The organism is Streptomyces sp. NPDC092045, assembly GCF_044756005.1.
Taxonomy (GTDB): domain Bacteria; phylum Actinomycetota; class Actinomycetes; order Streptomycetales; family Streptomycetaceae; genus Streptomyces.
Genome location: NZ_JBIVSC010000024.1, coordinates 49,579 through 66,834 on the forward strand (window position 1 = coordinate 49,579; position 17,256 = coordinate 66,834).

Genomic DNA, 17,256 nt, shown 5'->3' on the forward strand with positions numbered 1-17,256 from the left:
AATCCCGTGGCAGACCGCACACCCCCGCTCCGCGTCGAGGAGCTGCGCGCCCTCGTCGCGAGCGGCGAGATCGACACCGTAGTCCTCGCCTTCCCCGACATGCAGGGGCGGCTCCAGGGCAAGCGGTTCGCCGCGCGGTTCTTCCTGGACGACGTCCTCGGACACGGCACCGAGGGCTGCAACTACCTGCTGGCCGTCGACACCGAGATGAACACCGTCGACGGCTACGAGATGTCCTCCTGGGACCGCGGCTACGGCGACTTCGCCATGCGCCCCGACCTCACCACCCTGCGCCGCCTCCCCTGGAACGAGGCCACCGCCATGGTGACGGCCGACCTCGCCTGGGCCGACGGCACCCCCGTCGCCGCCGCGCCCCGCCAGATCCTCCGCCGCCAGCTCGAACGCCTCGCGGAACACGGCCTCACCGCCCACGTCGGCACCGAGCTGGAGTTCATCGTCTTCAAGGACAGCTACGAGCGGGCCTGGGACGCCAACTACCGCGGCCTCACCCCCGTCAACCAGTACAACGTCGACTACTCCGTCCTCGGCACCGGACGCGTCGAACCCCTCCTGCGCCGCATCCGCAACGAGATGACCGCCGCCGGACTCACCGTCGAGTCCGCCAAGGGAGAGTGCAACCCCGGCCAGCACGAGATCGCCTTCAAGTACGACGAGGCCCTCGTCACCTGCGACCAGCACGCCGTCTACAAGACGGGCGCCAAGGAGATCGCCGCCCAGGAGGGCTGCTCGCTCACCTTCATGGCCAAGTACAACGAGCGCGAGGGCAACTCCTGCCACATCCACCTCTCCCTCCAGAACGCCGCCGGGGAGAACGTGATGGCCGGGGACGACGAGCACGGCATGTCCGGGACGATGCGCCACTTCCTCGCCGGACAGCTCGCCGCCCTCCGCGACTTCTCCCTCCTCTACGCCCCCAACATCAACTCCTACAAGCGGTTCCAGCCCGGCTCCTTCGCGCCCACCGCCGTCGCCTGGGGCCACGACAACCGCACCTGCTCCCTCCGGGTCGTCGGCCACGGACGCTCCACCCGCTTCGAGAACCGCCTCCCCGGCGGCGACGTCAACCCCTACCTCGCCGTCGCGGGCCTGGTCGCCGCCGGCCTCCACGGCATCGAGCAGCGCCTCGAACTGCCCGAGCCCTGCACGGGGAACGCCTACGCCGCCGACTACGCCCACGTCCCCACCACCCTGCGCGAGGCCGCCGAACTCTGGGAGACCAGCGAGATCGCCAAGGCCGCCTTCGGCCCCGAGGTCGTCTCCCACTACCGCAACATGGCCCGCGTCGAACTCGACGCCTTCGACGCCGCGGTGACCGACTGGGAACTGCGCCGCTCCTTCGAACGCTTGTGAGGAAAGAGTTGCTCCAGGTACTGAACCCGGCGACCGGGGAAGAGGTCGCCACCGTCCCGGCCGCCACCCCCGCCGACGTCGACGCCGCCGTCACCCGGGCCGCCGCCGCCCAGCGCGGCTGGGCCGCCGCCGCGCCCGCCGACCGCGCCCGGCTGCTCCGCCGCTTCGCCGCCGCCGTCGACGACCACGTGGAGGAACTCGCCCGGCTCGAAGTCACCGAGGCGGGCCACACCATCGGCAACGCCCGCTGGGAGGCCGGCAACGTCCGCGACCTGCTCGAATTCTCCGCCGGGGGAGTGGAACGCCTCAACGGGCGCCAGATCCCGGTGGCCGGCGGCCTCGACGTCACGATCCTCGAACCCCTCGGGGTCGTCGGCGTCATCGCGCCCTGGAACTTCCCCATGCCGATCGCCGCCTGGGCCGCCGCGCCCGCCCTCGCCGCCGGCAACGCCGTCGTCCTCAAACCGGCCGAGACCACCCCGCTCACCGCGCTCCGCCTCGCCGAACTCGCCCTGGGGGCGGGCCTGCCCGAAGGCCTCTTCCAGGTCCTACCCGGCACCGGCCCGGTCGCCGGGAACGCCCTCGTCGAACACCCCGGCGTCGCCAAGATCGTCTTCACCGGCTCCACCCGGGTCGGCAAGGCCGTCATGGCCAGGTGCGCCGAGCGCGTGAAGCGGGTCACCCTCGAACTCGGCGGCAAGAGCCCCAACGTCGTCTTCGCCGACGCCGACCTGGAAGCCGCCGCGGCCGCCGCCCCGATGTCCTTCCTCGACAACAGCGGCCAGGACTGCTGCGCCCGCACCCGCATCCTCGTCCAGCGCGGCGCCTACGACCGCTTCCTGGAACTGCTCGCCCCCGCCGTCGAGGAGATCGTCGTCGGCGACCCCGCCGACGAGCGCACGCAGATGGGCCCGCTGATCTCCCGCGTCCAGCTCGACCGCGTCCGCTCCTACGTCCCCGACACCCTCGAAGGCATCCGTGGCAAGGCGCCCGAGGGACCCGGCTTCTGGTTCCCGCCCACCGTCCTCACCGGCCTGCCCGAGGACGCCCCCTGCGCCGTCGAGGAGGTCTTCGGACCCGTCGCCGTCGTCCTCCCCTTCGAGGACGAGGCCGACGCGGTCCGCCTCGCCAACGCCACCGAGTACGGCCTGTCCGGCTCGATCTGGACCCGGGACGTCGGCCGCGCCCTGCGCGTCTCCCGCGCCGTCCGCGCCGGCAACCTCTCCGTCAACTCCCACTCCAGCGTCCGCTACTGGACCCCGTTCGGCGGCTACCAGCAGTCCGGCCTCGGCCGCGAACTCGGCCCCGACGCCCTGACCGCCTTCACCGAAACCAAGAACGTCTTCATCAGCACGGAGGCCCGAACCGCATGACCACCGAAGAGATCATCTGCCGCCGGCTCGTCGGCCGCACCGCCGTCATCACCGGCGCCGGCAGCGGCATCGGCCTCGCCACCGCCCGCCGCCTCGCCTCCGAGGGCGCGCACGTCGTCTGCGGCGACATCGACGAGACCGCCGGCAAGGCCGCCGCCGAGGAGGTCGGCGGCACCTTCGTACGGGTCGACGTCACCGACCCCGAGCAGGTCGAGGCGCTCTTCAGGACGGCCTTCGACACCTACGGCTCCGTGGACATCGCCTTCAACAACGCCGGCATCTCGCCGCCCGACGACGACTCCATCCTGGAGACCGGCCTGGAGGCCTGGAAGCGCGTCCAGGACGTCAACCTCACCTCCGTCTACCTCTGCTGCAAGGCCGCCCTGCCCTACATGCGCCGCCAGGGCCGGGGATCCATCATCAACACCGCCTCCTTCGTCGCGATCATGGGCGCCGCCACCAGCCAGATCTCCTACACCGCCTCCAAGGGCGGCGTCCTCGCCATGTCCCGCGAGCTGGGCGTCCAGTTCGCCCGCGAGGGCATCCGCGTCAACGCGCTCTGCCCGGGGCCCGTCAACACCCCGCTCCTCCAGGAGCTGTTCGCCAAGGACCCCGAGCGGGCCGCGCGCCGCCTCGTCCACATCCCCGTCGGCCGCTTCGCCGAGGCCGACGAGATCGCCGCCGCCGTCGCCTTCCTCGCCAGCGACGACTCCTCCTTCGTCAACGCCACCGACTTCCTCGTGGACGGCGGCATCGCGGGCGCGTACGTGACCCCGCTGTAGGCCCCGCCCACGCGAACGGCCGGGCGCCCCGGGACGCCCGGCCGTTCGCGTATCCGTCCCGGAGGGGCTAGAGGAAGGTCCGGCCCTCGCCCCGGTACGTCGGCACGGTCGCCGTGATCCGGTCGCCCTCGACCAGGTGCAGGTTCTCGAACCGCTCGCACATCTCGCCGGCCTTCGCGTGCCGGAACCACACCTTGTCGCCGATCCGCAGGTCGTCGGCCGGCGAGCCGAGCAGCGGGGTCTGCACCTCGCCGGCCCCCTCCTGCGGGTCGTACCGCAGCCCCTCCGGCAGGTACGGCACGGGCAGCCGGTCCCGGCCCGCCGCCCCGGAGGCCGGGTAGCCGCCGCCGAGCACGGTCACCACGCCCATCCCCGGCCGCCGGACCACCGGATGCGCGAAGAGCGCGGCGGGCCGGCCGCTGAAGGACGTGTAGTTGTCGAAGAGGCGCGGCACGAAGAACCCCGAACCGGCGGCGATCTCCGTCACCGCTTCCTCGGCGGCCGTGTGCTGCACGCTGCCGGTGCCGCCGCCGTTCACGAACTCCAGGTCCGGCGCCACCGCCCGCACGGCCCGCACCACGGCCGCCCTGCGCTCCGCCAGCTCCCTGCGGGCGGCGGTCTGCATCAGCCGGATCGCCCGCGAACGCAGCGGCCGGCCCGCGACCGCGTCCCCGACCCCCGCGACGTGCCCCTCGTACGCCATGATCCCGACCAGCCGGAACCCCGGCCGCCGCACCACCGAGCGGGCCAGCTCCGCCAGCTCGGCGGGTTCGCGCAGCGGGGAGCGGCGGGCGCCGACCCGGATCCGGCCGCCGAGCAGGCTGAGCGCCGTGTCCAGCTCCAGGCAGACCCGGACCTCCTCGGTCCCGCCCGCGCGGGAGGCGTCGATCAGGTCGAGCTGTGCCACGTCGTCCACCATCACGGTCACGGCGGCGGCCAGCTTCGGGTCACGCGCCAGCTCCCCGAACCCGGAGCGGTCCGCCGACGGATACGCGAGCAGCACGTCCTCGAACCCGGCACGGGCCAGCCACAGCGACTCCTCGAGCGTGAACGACATGATCCCGGCGAAGCCCTCCCGGGCGAGCGCCCGCTCCAGGAGCGCCCGACACCGCACGGACTTGCTCGCCACCCGGACGGGCTTGCCCCCGGCCCGGCGCACGAGGTCCGCCGCGTTGGCGTCGAAGGCTTCGAGGTCGACGATCGCCACGGGCGCGTCGAGGTGAGCGGTGGCCCGGTCGTAACGGGCCCGGTCGCCGGCACGGGGAGTCATGGCCCGAGCTTGCCAGACAGGTTTACGGGTGGGTAGCCCCTGAGTTCCCGCGGGGCGGGGAACAGCCCGTAGAGTGACGGGCATTGCCGACACGAGCGGGAGACGGGGATGACCAGCGAGCACCGCCCCACCTCCTCCCGCATCACCGAGCTCCTCCTCCCGCCCCACCAGGCACCCCCGAAGACGGCCGATCCCGGCCACCCGGAACCTCCGAACACGGCTGTTCCCGCCCGTCCGAAGCCGGCCGATCCCGCCCGCCCGGAGCTTCTGAGCACGGCCGATCCCGCCCGTCCGAAGCCGGCCGATCCCGCCCGTCCGGAGCTTCTGAGCACGGTCGATCCCGCCCGTCCGGATCCTCCGAGCACGGCCGCGCCCGGCCACCCGGCGCCCCCGAACACCTCCGCTCCCGGCCGCCCCGCGCCGCCGGCCCCCGCCGCGGCCCGTCCGGCGTCACCGGACCCCGCCGTGACCACCGCGCCCCGCCCCGCGGCGCACGACACGGCCGGAAACCCCGCCGCAGCCCGCTCGGCGACGCCGGTGGGACGGGCCGGCGTCCCCGAGGCCCGCCCGGGGGTGCCGGCTCCCGCCGCCCCCCGCCGCCCGGCGCCCGGCGACGCCGACCCGCCCGCCGTCGAGACGACGGCCCGCCTCCGCCCGATCCGCCCCACGGACCGCACGCCGCCGGACCCCCGGGCCGTCCCGCCCCGCCCGTCGTCGGCCCCCTCCGCGTCCGTACGGTCCGCCCGCCCGGCGTCCGGGCAGCCCGTGCCGCCCCGGCCCGCCGACCGGCCCGGCCCGCCCTCCGCGTTCCCGGCCCCGGCACGTCCGGCGTCCGCCCCGGCACGTCCGGCCCCCGGACCGGTCGTATCCCGGCGGCCCGTACCGTCCCGGCCCTCGCCGGGACCGGTGCTTCCGGGGGCACGACCGACCGCCCCCGCCGCTCCCACCGCCTTCGCGCCGCCGGCGCCCGCACCGGCGCCGTACGGCCGTGCCCCCGGTCACCCCACCGGCCACGTCCTGCCGCCCGAGGCGCCCGTCGAGACCACCACGCGGCTGCGGCCCGTCCGGGAGCGGCGGAGCGCCGGGCGGACGGCCGCGGTCGCCGCCTGCGCCGTGCTCGGCCTCGGGCTCATCGGCGGCGCCCTCGCCGGGGTCTGGCTGGCGGCCTCCGAGCCCGGCAAGCCCGCCGAACCCGCCGGGTACGCAGAGGCCCGGGACCTGTGGCACAACGCCCCCGTCGACACCCTCTTCCCCCGCACCCTCGCGGGCCCCGGCGCGGGCCCCGGCTCCGCCGCCCGCACCTGGACCCGGATCGTCGTCGCCCCGGACGCAGCCTGCTCGCCCGCCGTCCTCGCGAAGGGGCTGCTCGCCACCGTCGAGCCGCTCGGCTGCGAACGCGTCCTGCGCGCCACGTACACCGACGCCACCGCCAGCAGCGTGATCACCGTCGGCCTCGTCTTCACCCGCGCCGACGCCACCGCGCAGCGCACCCTGGGCCAGGGCCTCACCGCCCGCCTCGGCCAGGACGTCCCCCCGGCCCTCTCCGGCCCCTCCACCGTCGCCGCCCGCTTCGGCGACCGGCAGCGCGCGAGCTGGTGGACCAGCGCCCCCGCCGACCTCCCCGTCGTCGTCACCGCCGTCTCCGGCTTCGCCGACGGCCGGACCGTCGACGCCCCCCAGCCCGCCGACCGGGCCACGGCCAAGGGCCGCACCGACGCCGTCGCCCAGTCCGGCCTCGGCCACGAGGCCAGGGGCATCACCGAGCGCCTGGAACGCCTGCTGCGCACGACCGCCGTCACGGCGGCCCAGGAGAAGGCCCGGTGAACCGGTCCGTCCGCCGGCGCGCCCGCGGCGGCGCGGCCGTCCTGCTCGCCGCCGCCTTCTCCGTGCTGCCCGCCACCACCGCGCCCGCGCACGCCGACACCATCCGGGCCCGGCAGTGGGGCCTCGAAGCCCTCCACACTGCCGAGGCCTGGCGCACCACCAAGGGCGAGGGCGTCACCGTCGCCGTCCTCGACACCGGCGTCGACGCCGACCACCCCGACCTCGAAGGCTCCGTCCTGCCCGGACACGACCTCATCGGCTTCGGCGCCGAGCGGGGCGACCGCGCCTGGGCCCGGCACGGCACCGCCATGGCCGGGATCATCGCCGGGCACGGCCACGGCCCCGACGGCGGGGACGGCGTCCTCGGCATCGCCCCCGAGGCCGGGATCCTGCCCGTGCGGGTCATCCTGGAGTCCTCCGACAAGGCCCGCGACAAGGCCCGCAAGAGCCGCGGCACCGCCCTCGCCCAGGGCATCCGCTGGGCCGCCGACCACGGCGCCGACGTCATCAACCTCTCCCTCGGCGACGACTCCGAGTCCGCCCACCCCGACGCGGGCGAGGACGCCGCCGTCCAGTACGCCCTGTCCAAGGGCGTCGCCGTCGTCGCCTCCGCCGGGAACGGCGGCGAGAAGGGCGACCACGTCTCGTACCCCGCCGCCTACCCCGGCGTCATCGCCGTCACGGCCGTCGACCGCTACGGGACCCGCGCCTCCTTCTCCACCCGCCGCTGGTACGCCACCGTCAGCGCCCCCGGCGTCGACATCGTCATCGCCGACCCCGACCGGCGCTACTACGAGGGCTGGGGCACCAGCGCCGCCGCCGCGTTCGTCTCGGGCGCGGTCGCCCTCGTCCGGGCCGCCCACCCCGACCTCACCCCGGCCCAGATCAAGACCCTGCTCATCGACACCGCGCGCAGCCGGCCCGAGGGCGGCCGCAGCGACGCCAAGGGGTACGGGACGGTCGACCCGGCCGCCGCGATCGAGGCGGGCGCCCGTCTGAAGGGCGGCGACCCGAAGAACGCCGCCGCCGGCTACCGGGGCAGCCACTTCGGCCCCGGCCCCACCGTCCCCGCCGAGGAGCCCCGCCCCTTCGGCCTGCTCGCCCCGCTCCTCGGCGGCCTCGGCGCCCTGCTGCTCCTCACCGCCGTGGTGCTCCGGCGCGCCGACCGCCCCGCCCGGCACCCGGCGGGCCGGACCCCGGGGACCGGGTACTAGGCTCGGGGCGTGGCGCTCAAGAACATCCCGGACCCCGGTTTCTCCGACGACGACGGCACCGCCGACCCGCGGCTCACCGCGGCCCTCGCGGCCTGGGCGGAGGACGGGACCGCCCACGGCCCCGTCCTCGAAGCGCTGCGGGAGGCCCGGCTGCTCGTCCCCGTGGTGGCCGTCCTCGGCGAGGTCGAGACCGACGAGAACGGCCTGCGCCGGGAGAAGACCAGCGACATGGCGGTCCCCACCCTCACGGCCGGCGACCGGCGGGCCCTGCCCGCCTTCACCTCGACCGCCTCGCTCGCCCTCTGGGACCCGCAGGCCCGGCCCGTGGCCGTCCCGCTGCACCAGGCGCTCCAGGCCGTCGCGCACGAGAAGGCGGACACGCTCCTCCTCGACCTCGCGGGCCCCGTGTCGTACCAGGTCACCGGACCGGCGCTGCTCGCCCTCGCCGAGGGCCGCGCCAGCGCCGACCCGCTCGACGACCCCGCCGTGCGGGAGGCGGTCCGGGCCGCCGTCGCCGCCGAGCCCGCCGTGCTCCGGGCCCACCTGGGCCCCGGCGCCGCCGACGGCACCCTCGCCCTGGTCCTCGCCGGGGACGCCTCCCCGGCGGAGGCCGCCCGGAGCGTGGCGCGCGCCCTGGCCGCCGATGAGACACTGAGGGCCCGCCTGGTGCGGGGCCTCGACCTGGCACTCCTGCCGGCCTCGGCCACGCCTCCGGGCGAGCCCTTCTACGTACGGAACGCCTGAACGCCTCCGGGTACGGAACGCCTGGGCGCGCCCCGGCCGCACACCGGCCCCGTGGCGGTTGTCTTCCGGGGGCGGCCCCCGTACCCCCGCGGCAGGTCCTGGCCGCACACCGGCCCCGTGGCGGTTGTCTTCCGGGGGTCGACCCCCGTACCCCCGCGGCAGGTCCTAGCCGTACACCGGCCCCGTGTACTTCTCGCCCGGTCCCTGGCCCGGCTCGTCCGGGATCAGGGAGGCCTCGCGGAAGGCGAGCTGGAGGGACTTCAGGCCGTCCCGCAGGGGCGCCGCGTGGAAGGAGGAGACCTCCGTCGCGCCGGCGTCGAGCAGGCCCGCGAGCGCGTGCACCAGCTTGCGGGCCTCGTCGAGGTCCTTGTGCTTGTCGCCCTCCTCGGTGAGACCGAGCTTCACCGCGGCGGCGCTCATCAGGTTGACGGCGACGGTCACGATCACCTCGACCGCCGGGACCTCGGCGATGTCGCGGGTCATGGCTTCGAAGTCGGGGGTGTCGGAGGAGTCGGGGGACTCGTTCTGGGGCGTCTCGCTCATGCCCCACACGATATGCCGGTCGCCGGTTAGCGGAGACCGGCGGGTCCTGCTAACCTTGTGTAACGACCGGCTGGACACGTGTGTGCCCGGCCCACAAGTGGAGGCTCCGTACTCCCACCTGACCGCCCTCACGGGTGGCGGGTCACCGGTCAGGTGGCGCCCATCGTTCCGTACGGACGATGGAGCCGCCCGATGTGCGCCCCGCGGTTGACCGCGGCGGTGCTCCGGTATTTCCATGGAGCCCCGCCTGTGTCCCGTCCGGGGCATTTTTCATGTACCGGCTCGGTTGGTCTCAGAAACAGACGTTGCGCGTCCGTCCGCCAGGCGGTCGTGTGGTGCTACCGAGGAGGATCCATCAGCGCCGAGCCCCGCATCAACGACAGGATTCGCGTTCCCGAGGTGCGACTTGTCGGACCCAGCGGCGAGCAGGTCGGGATTGTTCCGCTTGCCAAGGCCCTGGAGCTCGCACAGGAGTACGACCTCGACCTGGTCGAGGTCGCGGCGAACGCCCGTCCGCCCGTGTGCAAGCTCATGGACTACGGGAAGTTCAAGTACGAGTCGGCCATGAAGGCCCGTGAGGCGCGCAAGAACCAGGCGCACACGGTCATCAAGGAGATGAAGCTCCGGCCGAAGATCGACCCGCACGACTACGACACCAAGAAGGGTCACGTCGTCCGGTTCCTCAAGCAGGGCGACAAGGTCAAGATCACGATCATGTTCCGTGGTCGTGAGCAGTCCCGCCCCGAGCTCGGCTTCCGGCTGCTGCAGCGGCTGGCGTCGGACGTCGAGGAGCTTGGCTTCATCGAGTCCAACCCGAAGCAGGACGGCCGGAACATGATCATGGTTCTCGGTCCGCACAAGAAGAAGACCGAGGCCATGGCCGAGGCGCGTGAGGCCCAGGCCGCACGCAAGGCCGAGCGCCAGGGCGTCGCCGCCGAGGAGACCTCCGGGGCTCCGGCACCCGAGGCCGAGGCTCCGGCCGAGACCCCCGAGGCGTGACCCGAGGGGCTGCCACCCAGGCGGCCCCGGGCCCCGCCCGGACCCACCGAACAAAGAATTGACGCTCCCGGACGTCCGGTGCCCGCACCGGGGGGAGCGCCACTGACGAGGAGATACGGCGCGATGCCGAAGAACAAGACGCACTCCGGTGCCAAGAAGCGCTTCAAGGTCACCGGCTCCGGCAAGATCCTGCGCGAGCGCGCCGGCAAGCGCCACCTGCTCGAGCACAAGTCGTCCAAGCTGACCCGTCGCCTCACCGGCAACGCGGAGATGGCCCCGGGCGACGCGGCCAAGATCAAGAAGATGCTGGGCATCTGATCTGATCACCCGCCCTCGGCGACGAGGGCCACCGGCCAGGTCCGGGACCCATTCGTTTTTCGGGTCGTGTGAGTCCAACCACGACCCCGCTACAAGGAGTTAACAAGTGGCACGCGTCAAGCGGGCAGTCAACGCCCACAAGAAGCGCCGGGCGATCCTCGAGCAGGCCTCCGGCTACCGCGGTCAGCGTTCGCGCCTGTACCGCAAGGCCAAGGAGCAGGTCACCCACTCGCTGGTCTACAACTACAACGACCGCAAGAAGCGCAAGGGCGACTTCCGTCAGCTGTGGATCCAGCGCATCAACGCCGCTGCCCGCCTGAACGGCATGACGTACAACCGCCTCATCCAGGGTCTGAAGGCCGCCAACATCGAGGTGGACCGCAAGATCCTCGCCGAGCTGGCCGTCAACGACGCCAACGCGTTCGCCGCCCTCGTCGAGGTCGCGCAGAAGGCCCTCCCGGCCGACGTCAACGCCCCGAAGGCCGCCGCCTGATCTTCCAGGCCGCAGTACCTCCGCCCGGACCCGCAGACGCTCACGCGCCTGCGGGTCCGGGTGCGTCGGCCCCCTGAACCACCCGGCCCCCGCAGCCCCCGGCCCCGAAGAGAGAACCGCCGCACGCCATGGTCACCCCCGAGCTGATCTCCCCGCGTTCCCCGCGCGTCGTCGCCGCCCGGCGGCTCGCCAAGCGCACCTTCCGGGGCAAGGACCGCCTCTTCATCGCCGAGGGCCCCCAGGCCGTCCGCGAGGCCGTCGAGCACCGGGGACCCGGCGGGGAGCCCACCCTCGTCGAGCTCTTCACCACCGTCGAGGCCGCCGAGCGCCATGCCGCCATCGTCGACGCGGCCCGCGCTGCCGGGGCCCGCGTCCACCACGCCTCCGACGCCGTCCTCGCCGAGGTCTCCCAGACCGTCACCCCGCAGGGGCTCGTCGGCGTCTGCCGGTTCCTCGACTCGCCGTTCGAGGAGATCGTCGCGGCCCGCCCCAAGCTGGTCGCCGTCCTCGCCCACGTGCGCGACCCCGGGAACGCCGGCACCGTGCTGCGCTGCGCCGACGCGGCCGGAGCCGACGCCGTCGTCCTCACCGACGCCTCCGTCGACCTCTACAACCCCAAGTCCGTACGCGCCTCCGTCGGCTCGCTCTTCCACCTGCCGGTGGCCGTCGGCGTTCCCGTCGAGCAGGCCGTCGCCGGACTCAAGGCCGCGGGCGTGCGGATCCTCGCCGCCGACGGGGCCGGGCGGGACGACCTCGACGACGAGCTGGACGCCGGCACCATGGGCGGGCCCACCGCCTGGATCTTCGGCAACGAGGCCTGGGGACTGCCCGAGGAGACCCGGGCCCTCGCCGACGCCGTCGTCCGCGTCCCGATCCACGGCAAGGCCGAGAGCCTCAACCTCGCCACCGCCGCCGCGGTCTGCCTGTACGCCTCCGCGCGCGCCCAGCGCCCCCGGCCCTCCGCCTGAGAGGACCCGGAAGGGACCGTTCCGCCCCGCCCGCCCAGTAGAGTGGCGCACTCGGGTGGCCCACTGCGCTACACGGAGGGGTGGGGTACGGGGATGACGGCCGGCACGGACAGTCCCGCACAGGCACGGAGCGACGGCCCGCGCGCCCCGGAACGGGACGAGCCCCCGGGCGCCGCCCGTGCCGACGCCGGCTTCGCCGGCCTCCTGCCCGACGACCTGCCCGACGGGCTCGTCGTCGCCGACGGGACCGGCCGCGTCGTCTGCTTCAACGCCGCCGCCGCCCGCATCACCGCCGTCCCCGCCGACCGGGCCCTCGGCCTCCCCCTCGACCTGGCGCTGCCCCTGGAGGACCTCAAGGGCCGCCGCTGGTGGCCGCTGACCGACCCGTACGGCGGACTCGCCACCCGCAGCGGGCAGCCCGAGCGCAACCTGCTGCTCCCCGGCGGACGCGAGGTCCTCGTCTCCGCCCGCTACGTCCGCGAGCACCCCACGGGCCCCGTCCACCGGGTCGTCGTCTCCCTGCGCGGCACCGAGGCCCGCCGCCGCACCGAGCGCAGCCACGCCGAGCTCATCGCCACCGTCGCCCACGAGCTCCGCTCCCCGCTCACCTCCGTCAAGGGCTTCACCGCCACCCTCCTCCACAAGTGGGAGCGGTTCACCGACGAGCAGAAGCGGCTGATGCTGGAGACCGTCGACGCCGACGCCGGCCGCATCAAGCGGCTCATCGCCGAGCTCCTCGACATCTCCCGGATCGACTCCGGCCGCCTGGAGGTCCGCCGCCAGCCCGTCGACATCGCGGCGGCCGTCGGCCGGCACGTCCACGCCCACACCACCGGCGGCCAGTCCCCGGACCGCTTCTTCGTGCGGATCAGGCCACAGCTCCCGCCGCTCTGGGCCGACCCCGACAAGATCGACCAGATCCTCGGCAACCTCCTCGAAAATGCGGTGCGCCACGGCGAGGGAACCGTCACCATCGAGGTGGCACCCACCACGGCGGGCGACGACGGAGAAGAGGGGACGGTGGTCACCGTGAGCGACGAGGGCCCCGGCATCCCCGAGGAGTCCATGAGCCGCGTCTTCACCCGCTTCTGGCGGGGCAGCAAGCGCGGCGGCACCGGTCTCGGCCTCTACATCGTCAAGGGCGTCGTCGAGGCCCACGGCGGAACCATCACCGTCGGACGGGGCCCCCGCGGCGGGGCCGAGTTCCGATTTACCCTGCCCGTCGGCACGCCGGCCCACCTCCTCTGACGTCCCGTCCCGCGAGACCGCGGACGACCAGGAGCCGCCCGGCCCGCCCACGGGCCCATTCGCGTCCCCCCACCCCGTTAGACTCGACCTTTGGCACGTTTGCGCCCTTGACGTCGAGCGGGGCCGCCCAGCCAAGCCAACGGAAGCACGGGAAGAGATGTCCGCACCCAATAAGTCGTACGACCCGGTTGAGGTCGAGGCACTGAAACCGGAAGAGATCGAGCGCATGCGGGACGAGGCGCTCGCCGCCTTCGCCGCCGCGGGCGACCTCGACGCGCTCGCGCACGCGAAGACCGCGCACACCGGTGGCACCTCGCCGCTGGCGCTCGCCAACCGCGAGATCGGCGCACTGCCCCCGCAGGCCAAGGCCGCCGCGGGCAAGCTCGTGGGCCAGGCCCGCGGCGCCGTCTCCAAGGCCCTCGCCGCCCGCCAGGGCGAGCTGGAGGCCGAGCGGGACGCCCGCGTCCTCGTCGAGGAGGCCGTCGACGTCACGCTGCCGTACGACCGCGTCCCGGCCGGCGCCCGCCACCCGCTGACCACCCTCATGGAGCGCGTCTCCGACGTCTTCGTCTCCATGGGGTACGAGATCGCGGAGGGTCCCGAGGTCGAGGCGGAGTGGTTCAACTTCGACGCCCTCAACTTCGTCCCGGACCACCCGGCGCGCCAGATGCAGGACACCTTCTTCGTCGAGGGGACGTCCGTCGAGGGGACGGCCACCACCGGTGACGAGTCCGGCGTCGTCCTGCGCACCCACACCTCCCCGGTGCAGGCCCGCACGCTCATCGACCGGGAGCCCCCGGTCTACGTCGTGTGCCCCGGCCGCGTCTACCGCACCGACGAGCTCGACGCCACGCACACCCCGGTCTTCCACCAGATCGAGCTGCTCGCCGTCGACGAGGGCCTCACCATGGCCGACCTCAAGGGCACCCTCGACCACATGGTCCGGGCGCTCTTCGGCCCGGACATGAAGACCCGGCTGCGCCCGAACTTCTTCCCGTTCACCGAGCCGTCCGCCGAGATGGACATGCTCTGCTACGTCTGCCGCGGCGAGTCCGTCGGCAACCCGGACCGCCCCTGCCGCACCTGCGGCAGCGAGGGCTGGATCGAGCTCGGCGGCTGCGGCATGGTCAACCCGAAGGTGCTCGTCGCCTGCGGCGTGGACCCCGAGAAGTACAGCGGATTCGCCTTCGGGTTCGGCATCGAGCGGATGCTGATGTTCCGCCACAACGTCGAAGACATGCGAGACATGGTCGAGGGTGACGTCCGGTTCACCCGGCCGTTCGGGATGGAGATCTGATGCGGGTCCCGCTTTCTTGGCTGCGGGAGTACGTCGACCTGCCGGCGACGGAGACCGGCCGAGACGTCCAGGCCAAACTCGTTTCGGCAGGCCTGGAGGTCGAGACCGTCGAGCGGCTCGGCGCCGGCCTGTCCGGCCCCCTGGTGGTCGGCAGGGTCCTCACCATCGAGGAGCTGACGGAGTTCAAGAAGCCCATCCGCTTCTGCACCGTCGACGTCGGCGACGCCAACGGCACCGGCGAGCCCCAGGAGATCATCTGCGGCGCCCGGAACTTCGCCGAGGGCGACAAGGTCGTCGTGGCGCTGCCCGGCGCCGTCCTCCCCGGCGACTTCCGGATCGCCGAGCGCAAGACGTACGGCCGCGTCTCCCGGGGCATGATCTGCTCCGGCGACGAGCTCGGCATGGGGGACGACGGCTCGCACGGCATCATCGTGCTGCCGCCGGAGCACGAGGTCGGCACCGATGCCACGGTCCTCCTGGAGCTGTTCGACGAGGTCCTCGACATCGCCGTCACCCCGGACCGCGGCTACTGCCTCTCGATGCGCGGCGTCGCCCGCGAGACGGCCACCGCCTACGGCCTGCCGCTGCGCGACCCGGCGCTGCTCGACGTGCCCGCGCCGAACTCGTACGGCTACCCGGTCCAGATCACCGACCCGATCGGCTGCGACCGCTTCACCGCGCGCACCGTCGTCGGCCTGGCGCCCGAGGCCCGCTCCCCGATCTGGCTCCAGCGCCGCCTCCAGAAGGCCGGCATGCGCCCGATCTCGCTGGCCGTCGACGTCACCAACTACGTGATGCTGGAGCTCGGCCAGCCGCTCCACGCCTACGACCGCACCCGGCTCGACGGCCCCATCGGGGTCCGCCGCGCCGAGGCCGGCGAGAAGATCACCACCCTCGACGGCACCGTGCGCGTCCTGGACGCCGCGGACCTGGTCATCACCGACAACCGCGGCCCGATCGGCATCGCGGGCGTCATGGGCGGCGCCCACACGGAGATCGCCGACCCGGTCCTCGACCCGGAGACCGGCGTCGTCACCGGCACCTCCGAGGTCGTCGTCGAGGCCGCGCACTTCGACCCGATCTCGATCGCCCGCACGGCCCGCCGCCACAAGCTGTCCTCCGAGGCGTCCAAGCGCTTCGAGCGCGGCGTCGACCCGCAGGCCGCCGCCGCTGCCGCGCAGCGCACCGTCGACCTGCTCGTGCTGCTCGCGGGCGGCACGGCCGAGGCCGGCGTCACCGAGGTCGTCGCCCCGTCCGCGCCCCGGACGATCGTCGTCCCGGCGGACCACCCGGACAGGGTCGCGGGCGTCGCCTACGGCCGCGAGACCGTCGTCCGCCGCCTCCAGGAGGTCGGCTGCGACGTCTACGGCCAGGACGAGCTGATCGTCACCGTCCCCTCGTGGCGGCCCGACCTCAACGAGCCGAACGACCTGGCCGAAGAGGTCATCCGCCTGGAGGGCTACGAGAACCTGCCCTCCACGCTGCCGAAGCCCCCGGCCGGCCGCGGGCTCACCGAGCGCCAGCGCGCCCACCGCCGCGTGGGCCGCGCCCTGGCCGGCGCCGGCTACGTCGAGGCGCTGAACTACCCGTTCCTCGGCGAGCAGGTCTTCGACCAGCTCGGCCTGGACGCGGACGACGCCTCCCGCCGCGTGGTGAAGCTGGTCAACCCGCTCTCGGACGAGGAGCCCGCGCTCCGCACGACGCTGCTCCCGGGCCTGCTCGGGGCGCTGCGCCGCAACGACAGCCGCGGCAGCCACGACCTGGCGCTCTTCGAGACCGGCCTGGTCTTCCTGGTCGGCGAGCGTCCGGGCGTCGCCGTCCGCCTCGGCGTCGACCGGCGCCCCACGGACGAGGAGATCGCCGAGGTCAACGCGGCCCTGCCCGCGCAGCCCCGGCACGCCGCCGTCGTCCTCGCCGGCGCGCGCGAGCAGGCCGGCTGGTGGGGCAGGGGCCGCCCGTCCGACTGGGCGGACGCGATCGAGGCCGCCCGCACGGTCGCCCGCGAGGCCGGCGCCGAACTGATCGTGCGCCAGGGCCAGTACGGCCCCTGGCACCCGGGCCGCTGTGCCGAGCTGCGCGTCGTCGTCGACGGCGAGGAGCGCACGGCGGGCCACGCGGGCGAGCTGCACCCGCGCGTGGTGAAGTCCTTCGGCCTGCCGGCCCGGACCAGCGCGATGGAGCTCGACCTCGACCTGGTCGAGGCGGCGTCCGAGGGCCCCCTCAAGGCCCCCCGGATCTCCTCCTTCCCGGTCGCCACCCAGGACGTGGCCCTGGTCGTCGACGACGGCGTCCCGGCCGCCGAGGTCGAGGCCGCCCTGCGCGAGGGCGCGGGCGAACTCCTGGAGTCCATCCGGCTGTTCGACGTCTACACCGGCGACCAGCTCGGCGAGGGCGCCAAGTCCCTGGCGTACGCCCTGAAGTTCCGCGCCCCGGACCGCACCCTGACGGTCGACGAGGCCTCCGCGGCCCGCGACGCGGCCGTCGCCCTGGCCACCGAGCGCACCGGCGCCGTCCTGCGCGGCGCCTGACCCCGCGGCGGCGCCCGGCGGCACCAGGAGGGCCGCCCCGGAGACCTTCTCCGGGGCGGCCCTCCGCCGTTTCCGGAAGGTCCGCGTCGCGCACGTCCTTGCGGGCCTCGCGCGCCCGTTCCGATGGCGCGGCCCTGGCGAAGGGCGGCGCGCCGGGGGTGCTCACTCCTTCGGGTGAGATCGCCGGGGGGTGTTCCGCGGGGGCGCGCGCGGTCGGGAGAATCGACGCGGCCGCAGGGGCGGACCTGCGTGCCGCGGCGCCTTCGGGCGCCGTCGGGGCTCGG

Annotated in this window: 15 protein-coding genes; 13 read left to right on the forward strand and 2 right to left on the reverse strand. The window is 74.3% G+C overall.

Annotation, left to right across the window (positions count from 1 at the left end; translation table 11 throughout):
- The first annotated feature begins 6 nt into the window (after window positions 1–6).
- Genes ACIQKA_RS31610 through ACIQKA_RS31620 form a run of 3 tightly spaced genes read left to right on the forward strand, consistent with a single transcriptional unit; the run spans window position 7 to window position 3,526 of the window.
- A complete protein-coding gene (locus tag ACIQKA_RS31610; RefSeq protein ID WP_383435479.1) occupies window positions 7–1,371 on the forward strand; it encodes a glutamine synthetase family protein in 1,365 nt (454 codons plus the stop codon).
- Window positions 1,372–1,379: 8 nt separating this feature from the next.
- On the forward strand, window positions 1,380–2,744 hold the full coding sequence (locus ACIQKA_RS31615; protein WP_402543066.1) for an aldehyde dehydrogenase family protein: 1,365 nt from the start codon (window positions 1,380–1,382) through the stop codon (window positions 2,742–2,744).
- A complete protein-coding gene (locus ACIQKA_RS31620; RefSeq protein WP_383159020.1) occupies window positions 2,741–3,526 on the forward strand; it encodes a 3-oxoacyl-ACP reductase in 786 nt (261 codons plus the stop codon). The genes ACIQKA_RS31615 and ACIQKA_RS31620 overlap by 4 nt, the downstream gene beginning before the upstream one ends.
- 67 nt (window positions 3,527–3,593) lie before the next feature.
- On the opposite strand, the gene ACIQKA_RS31625 is transcribed toward ACIQKA_RS31620, so the two are convergent.
- A complete protein-coding gene (locus ACIQKA_RS31625) occupies window positions 3,594–4,796 on the reverse strand; it encodes an amino acid deaminase/aldolase (RefSeq protein WP_383158235.1) in 1,203 nt (400 codons plus the stop codon).
- 906 nt (window positions 4,797–5,702) lie between these two features.
- On the opposite strand from ACIQKA_RS31625, the gene ACIQKA_RS31630 reads away from it, so the two are divergent.
- The 3 genes from ACIQKA_RS31630 to ACIQKA_RS31640 are packed head-to-tail and all read left to right on the forward strand — an operon-like array spanning window position 5,703 to window position 8,578.
- Window positions 5,703–6,620 carry a hypothetical protein gene (locus ACIQKA_RS31630; protein WP_383219455.1) on the forward strand — a complete coding sequence of 306 codons (918 nt, stop codon included), beginning with the start codon at window positions 5,703–5,705 and terminating at the stop codon, window positions 6,618–6,620.
- Entirely contained in the window at window positions 6,617–7,834 is a 1,218-nt protein-coding gene (gene mycP, locus ACIQKA_RS31635) for a type VII secretion-associated serine protease mycosin (RefSeq protein WP_383445750.1), read from the forward strand. The genes ACIQKA_RS31630 and mycP overlap by 4 nt, the downstream gene beginning before the upstream one ends.
- Before the next feature lie 9 nt (window positions 7,835–7,843).
- Window positions 7,844–8,578 carry an SseB family protein gene (locus ACIQKA_RS31640; RefSeq protein WP_402543067.1) on the forward strand — a complete coding sequence of 245 codons (735 nt, stop codon included), beginning with the start codon at window positions 7,844–7,846 and terminating at the stop codon, window positions 8,576–8,578.
- A gap of 165 nt (window positions 8,579–8,743) precedes the next feature.
- On the opposite strand, the gene ACIQKA_RS31645 is transcribed toward ACIQKA_RS31640, so the two are convergent.
- The gene (locus ACIQKA_RS31645) at window positions 8,744–9,121 is read right to left on the reverse strand and encodes a DUF1844 domain-containing protein (RefSeq protein ID WP_030214668.1); all 378 of its coding nucleotides are present in this window, start codon (window positions 9,119–9,121) and stop codon (window positions 8,744–8,746) included.
- A gap of 330 nt (window positions 9,122–9,451) precedes the next feature.
- On the opposite strand from ACIQKA_RS31645, the gene infC reads away from it, so the two are divergent.
- The 7 genes from infC to pheT all read left to right on the forward strand — a co-directional run bounded on the left by infC (window position 9,452) and on the right by pheT (window position 16,972).
- Window positions 9,452–10,120: a translation initiation factor IF-3 gene (gene infC, locus ACIQKA_RS31650; RefSeq protein ID WP_383158247.1), complete on the forward strand. Its 669-nt coding sequence runs from the start codon at window positions 9,452–9,454 to the stop codon at window positions 10,118–10,120.
- Window positions 10,121–10,243: 123 nt separating this feature from the next.
- Window positions 10,244–10,438: a 50S ribosomal protein L35 gene (rpmI, locus tag ACIQKA_RS31655; protein WP_015032399.1), complete on the forward strand. Its 195-nt coding sequence runs from the start codon at window positions 10,244–10,246 to the stop codon at window positions 10,436–10,438.
- A gap of 106 nt (window positions 10,439–10,544) precedes the next feature.
- The gene (gene rplT, locus ACIQKA_RS31660; protein ID WP_019884941.1) at window positions 10,545–10,931 is read left to right on the forward strand and encodes a 50S ribosomal protein L20; all 387 of its coding nucleotides are present in this window, start codon (window positions 10,545–10,547) and stop codon (window positions 10,929–10,931) included.
- A 128-nt stretch (window positions 10,932–11,059) separates the two neighbouring features.
- Window positions 11,060–11,899 carry a TrmH family RNA methyltransferase gene (locus ACIQKA_RS31665; RefSeq protein WP_383158251.1) on the forward strand — a complete coding sequence of 280 codons (840 nt, stop codon included), beginning with the start codon at window positions 11,060–11,062 and terminating at the stop codon, window positions 11,897–11,899.
- Between the two features lie 93 nt (window positions 11,900–11,992).
- Window positions 11,993–13,147 carry an ATP-binding protein gene (locus ACIQKA_RS31670; protein WP_383438324.1) on the forward strand — a complete coding sequence of 385 codons (1,155 nt, stop codon included), beginning with the start codon at window positions 11,993–11,995 and terminating at the stop codon, window positions 13,145–13,147.
- A gap of 157 nt (window positions 13,148–13,304) precedes the next feature.
- Window positions 13,305–14,444: a phenylalanine--tRNA ligase subunit alpha gene (gene pheS, locus ACIQKA_RS31675; protein WP_383438322.1), complete on the forward strand. Its 1,140-nt coding sequence runs from the start codon at window positions 13,305–13,307 to the stop codon at window positions 14,442–14,444.
- Window positions 14,444–16,972 carry a phenylalanine--tRNA ligase subunit beta gene (pheT, locus tag ACIQKA_RS31680; RefSeq protein ID WP_402543068.1) on the forward strand — a complete coding sequence of 843 codons (2,529 nt, stop codon included), beginning with the start codon at window positions 14,444–14,446 and terminating at the stop codon, window positions 16,970–16,972. Before pheS ends, pheT begins: the two co-directional genes overlap by 1 nt.
- The last annotated feature ends 284 nt before the right edge of the window (window positions 16,973–17,256 follow it).

What these genes read in the sequence shown, in the direction of transcription:
- ACIQKA_RS31620 (WP_383159020.1), top strand. Translation starts at nt 2,741, where the DNA reads ATGACCACCGAAGAGATCATCTGCCGCCGGCTCGTCGGCCGCACCGCC.
- ACIQKA_RS31625 (WP_383158235.1), bottom strand. Translation starts at nt 4,796, where the DNA reads ATGACTCCCCGTGCCGGCGACCGGGCCCGTTACGACCGGGCCACCGCT.
- ACIQKA_RS31645 (WP_030214668.1), bottom strand. Translation starts at nt 9,121, where the DNA reads ATGAGCGAGACGCCCCAGAACGAGTCCCCCGACTCCTCCGACACCCCC.
- rpmI (WP_015032399.1), top strand. Translation starts at nt 10,244, where the DNA reads ATGCCGAAGAACAAGACGCACTCCGGTGCCAAGAAGCGCTTCAAGGTC.
- ACIQKA_RS31665 (WP_383158251.1), top strand. Translation starts at nt 11,060, where the DNA reads ATGGTCACCCCCGAGCTGATCTCCCCGCGTTCCCCGCGCGTCGTCGCC.
- ACIQKA_RS31670 (WP_383438324.1), top strand. Translation starts at nt 11,993, where the DNA reads ATGACGGCCGGCACGGACAGTCCCGCACAGGCACGGAGCGACGGCCCG.
- pheS (WP_383438322.1), top strand. Translation starts at nt 13,305, where the DNA reads ATGTCCGCACCCAATAAGTCGTACGACCCGGTTGAGGTCGAGGCACTG.
- pheT (WP_402543068.1), top strand. Translation starts at nt 14,444, where the DNA reads ATGCGGGTCCCGCTTTCTTGGCTGCGGGAGTACGTCGACCTGCCGGCG.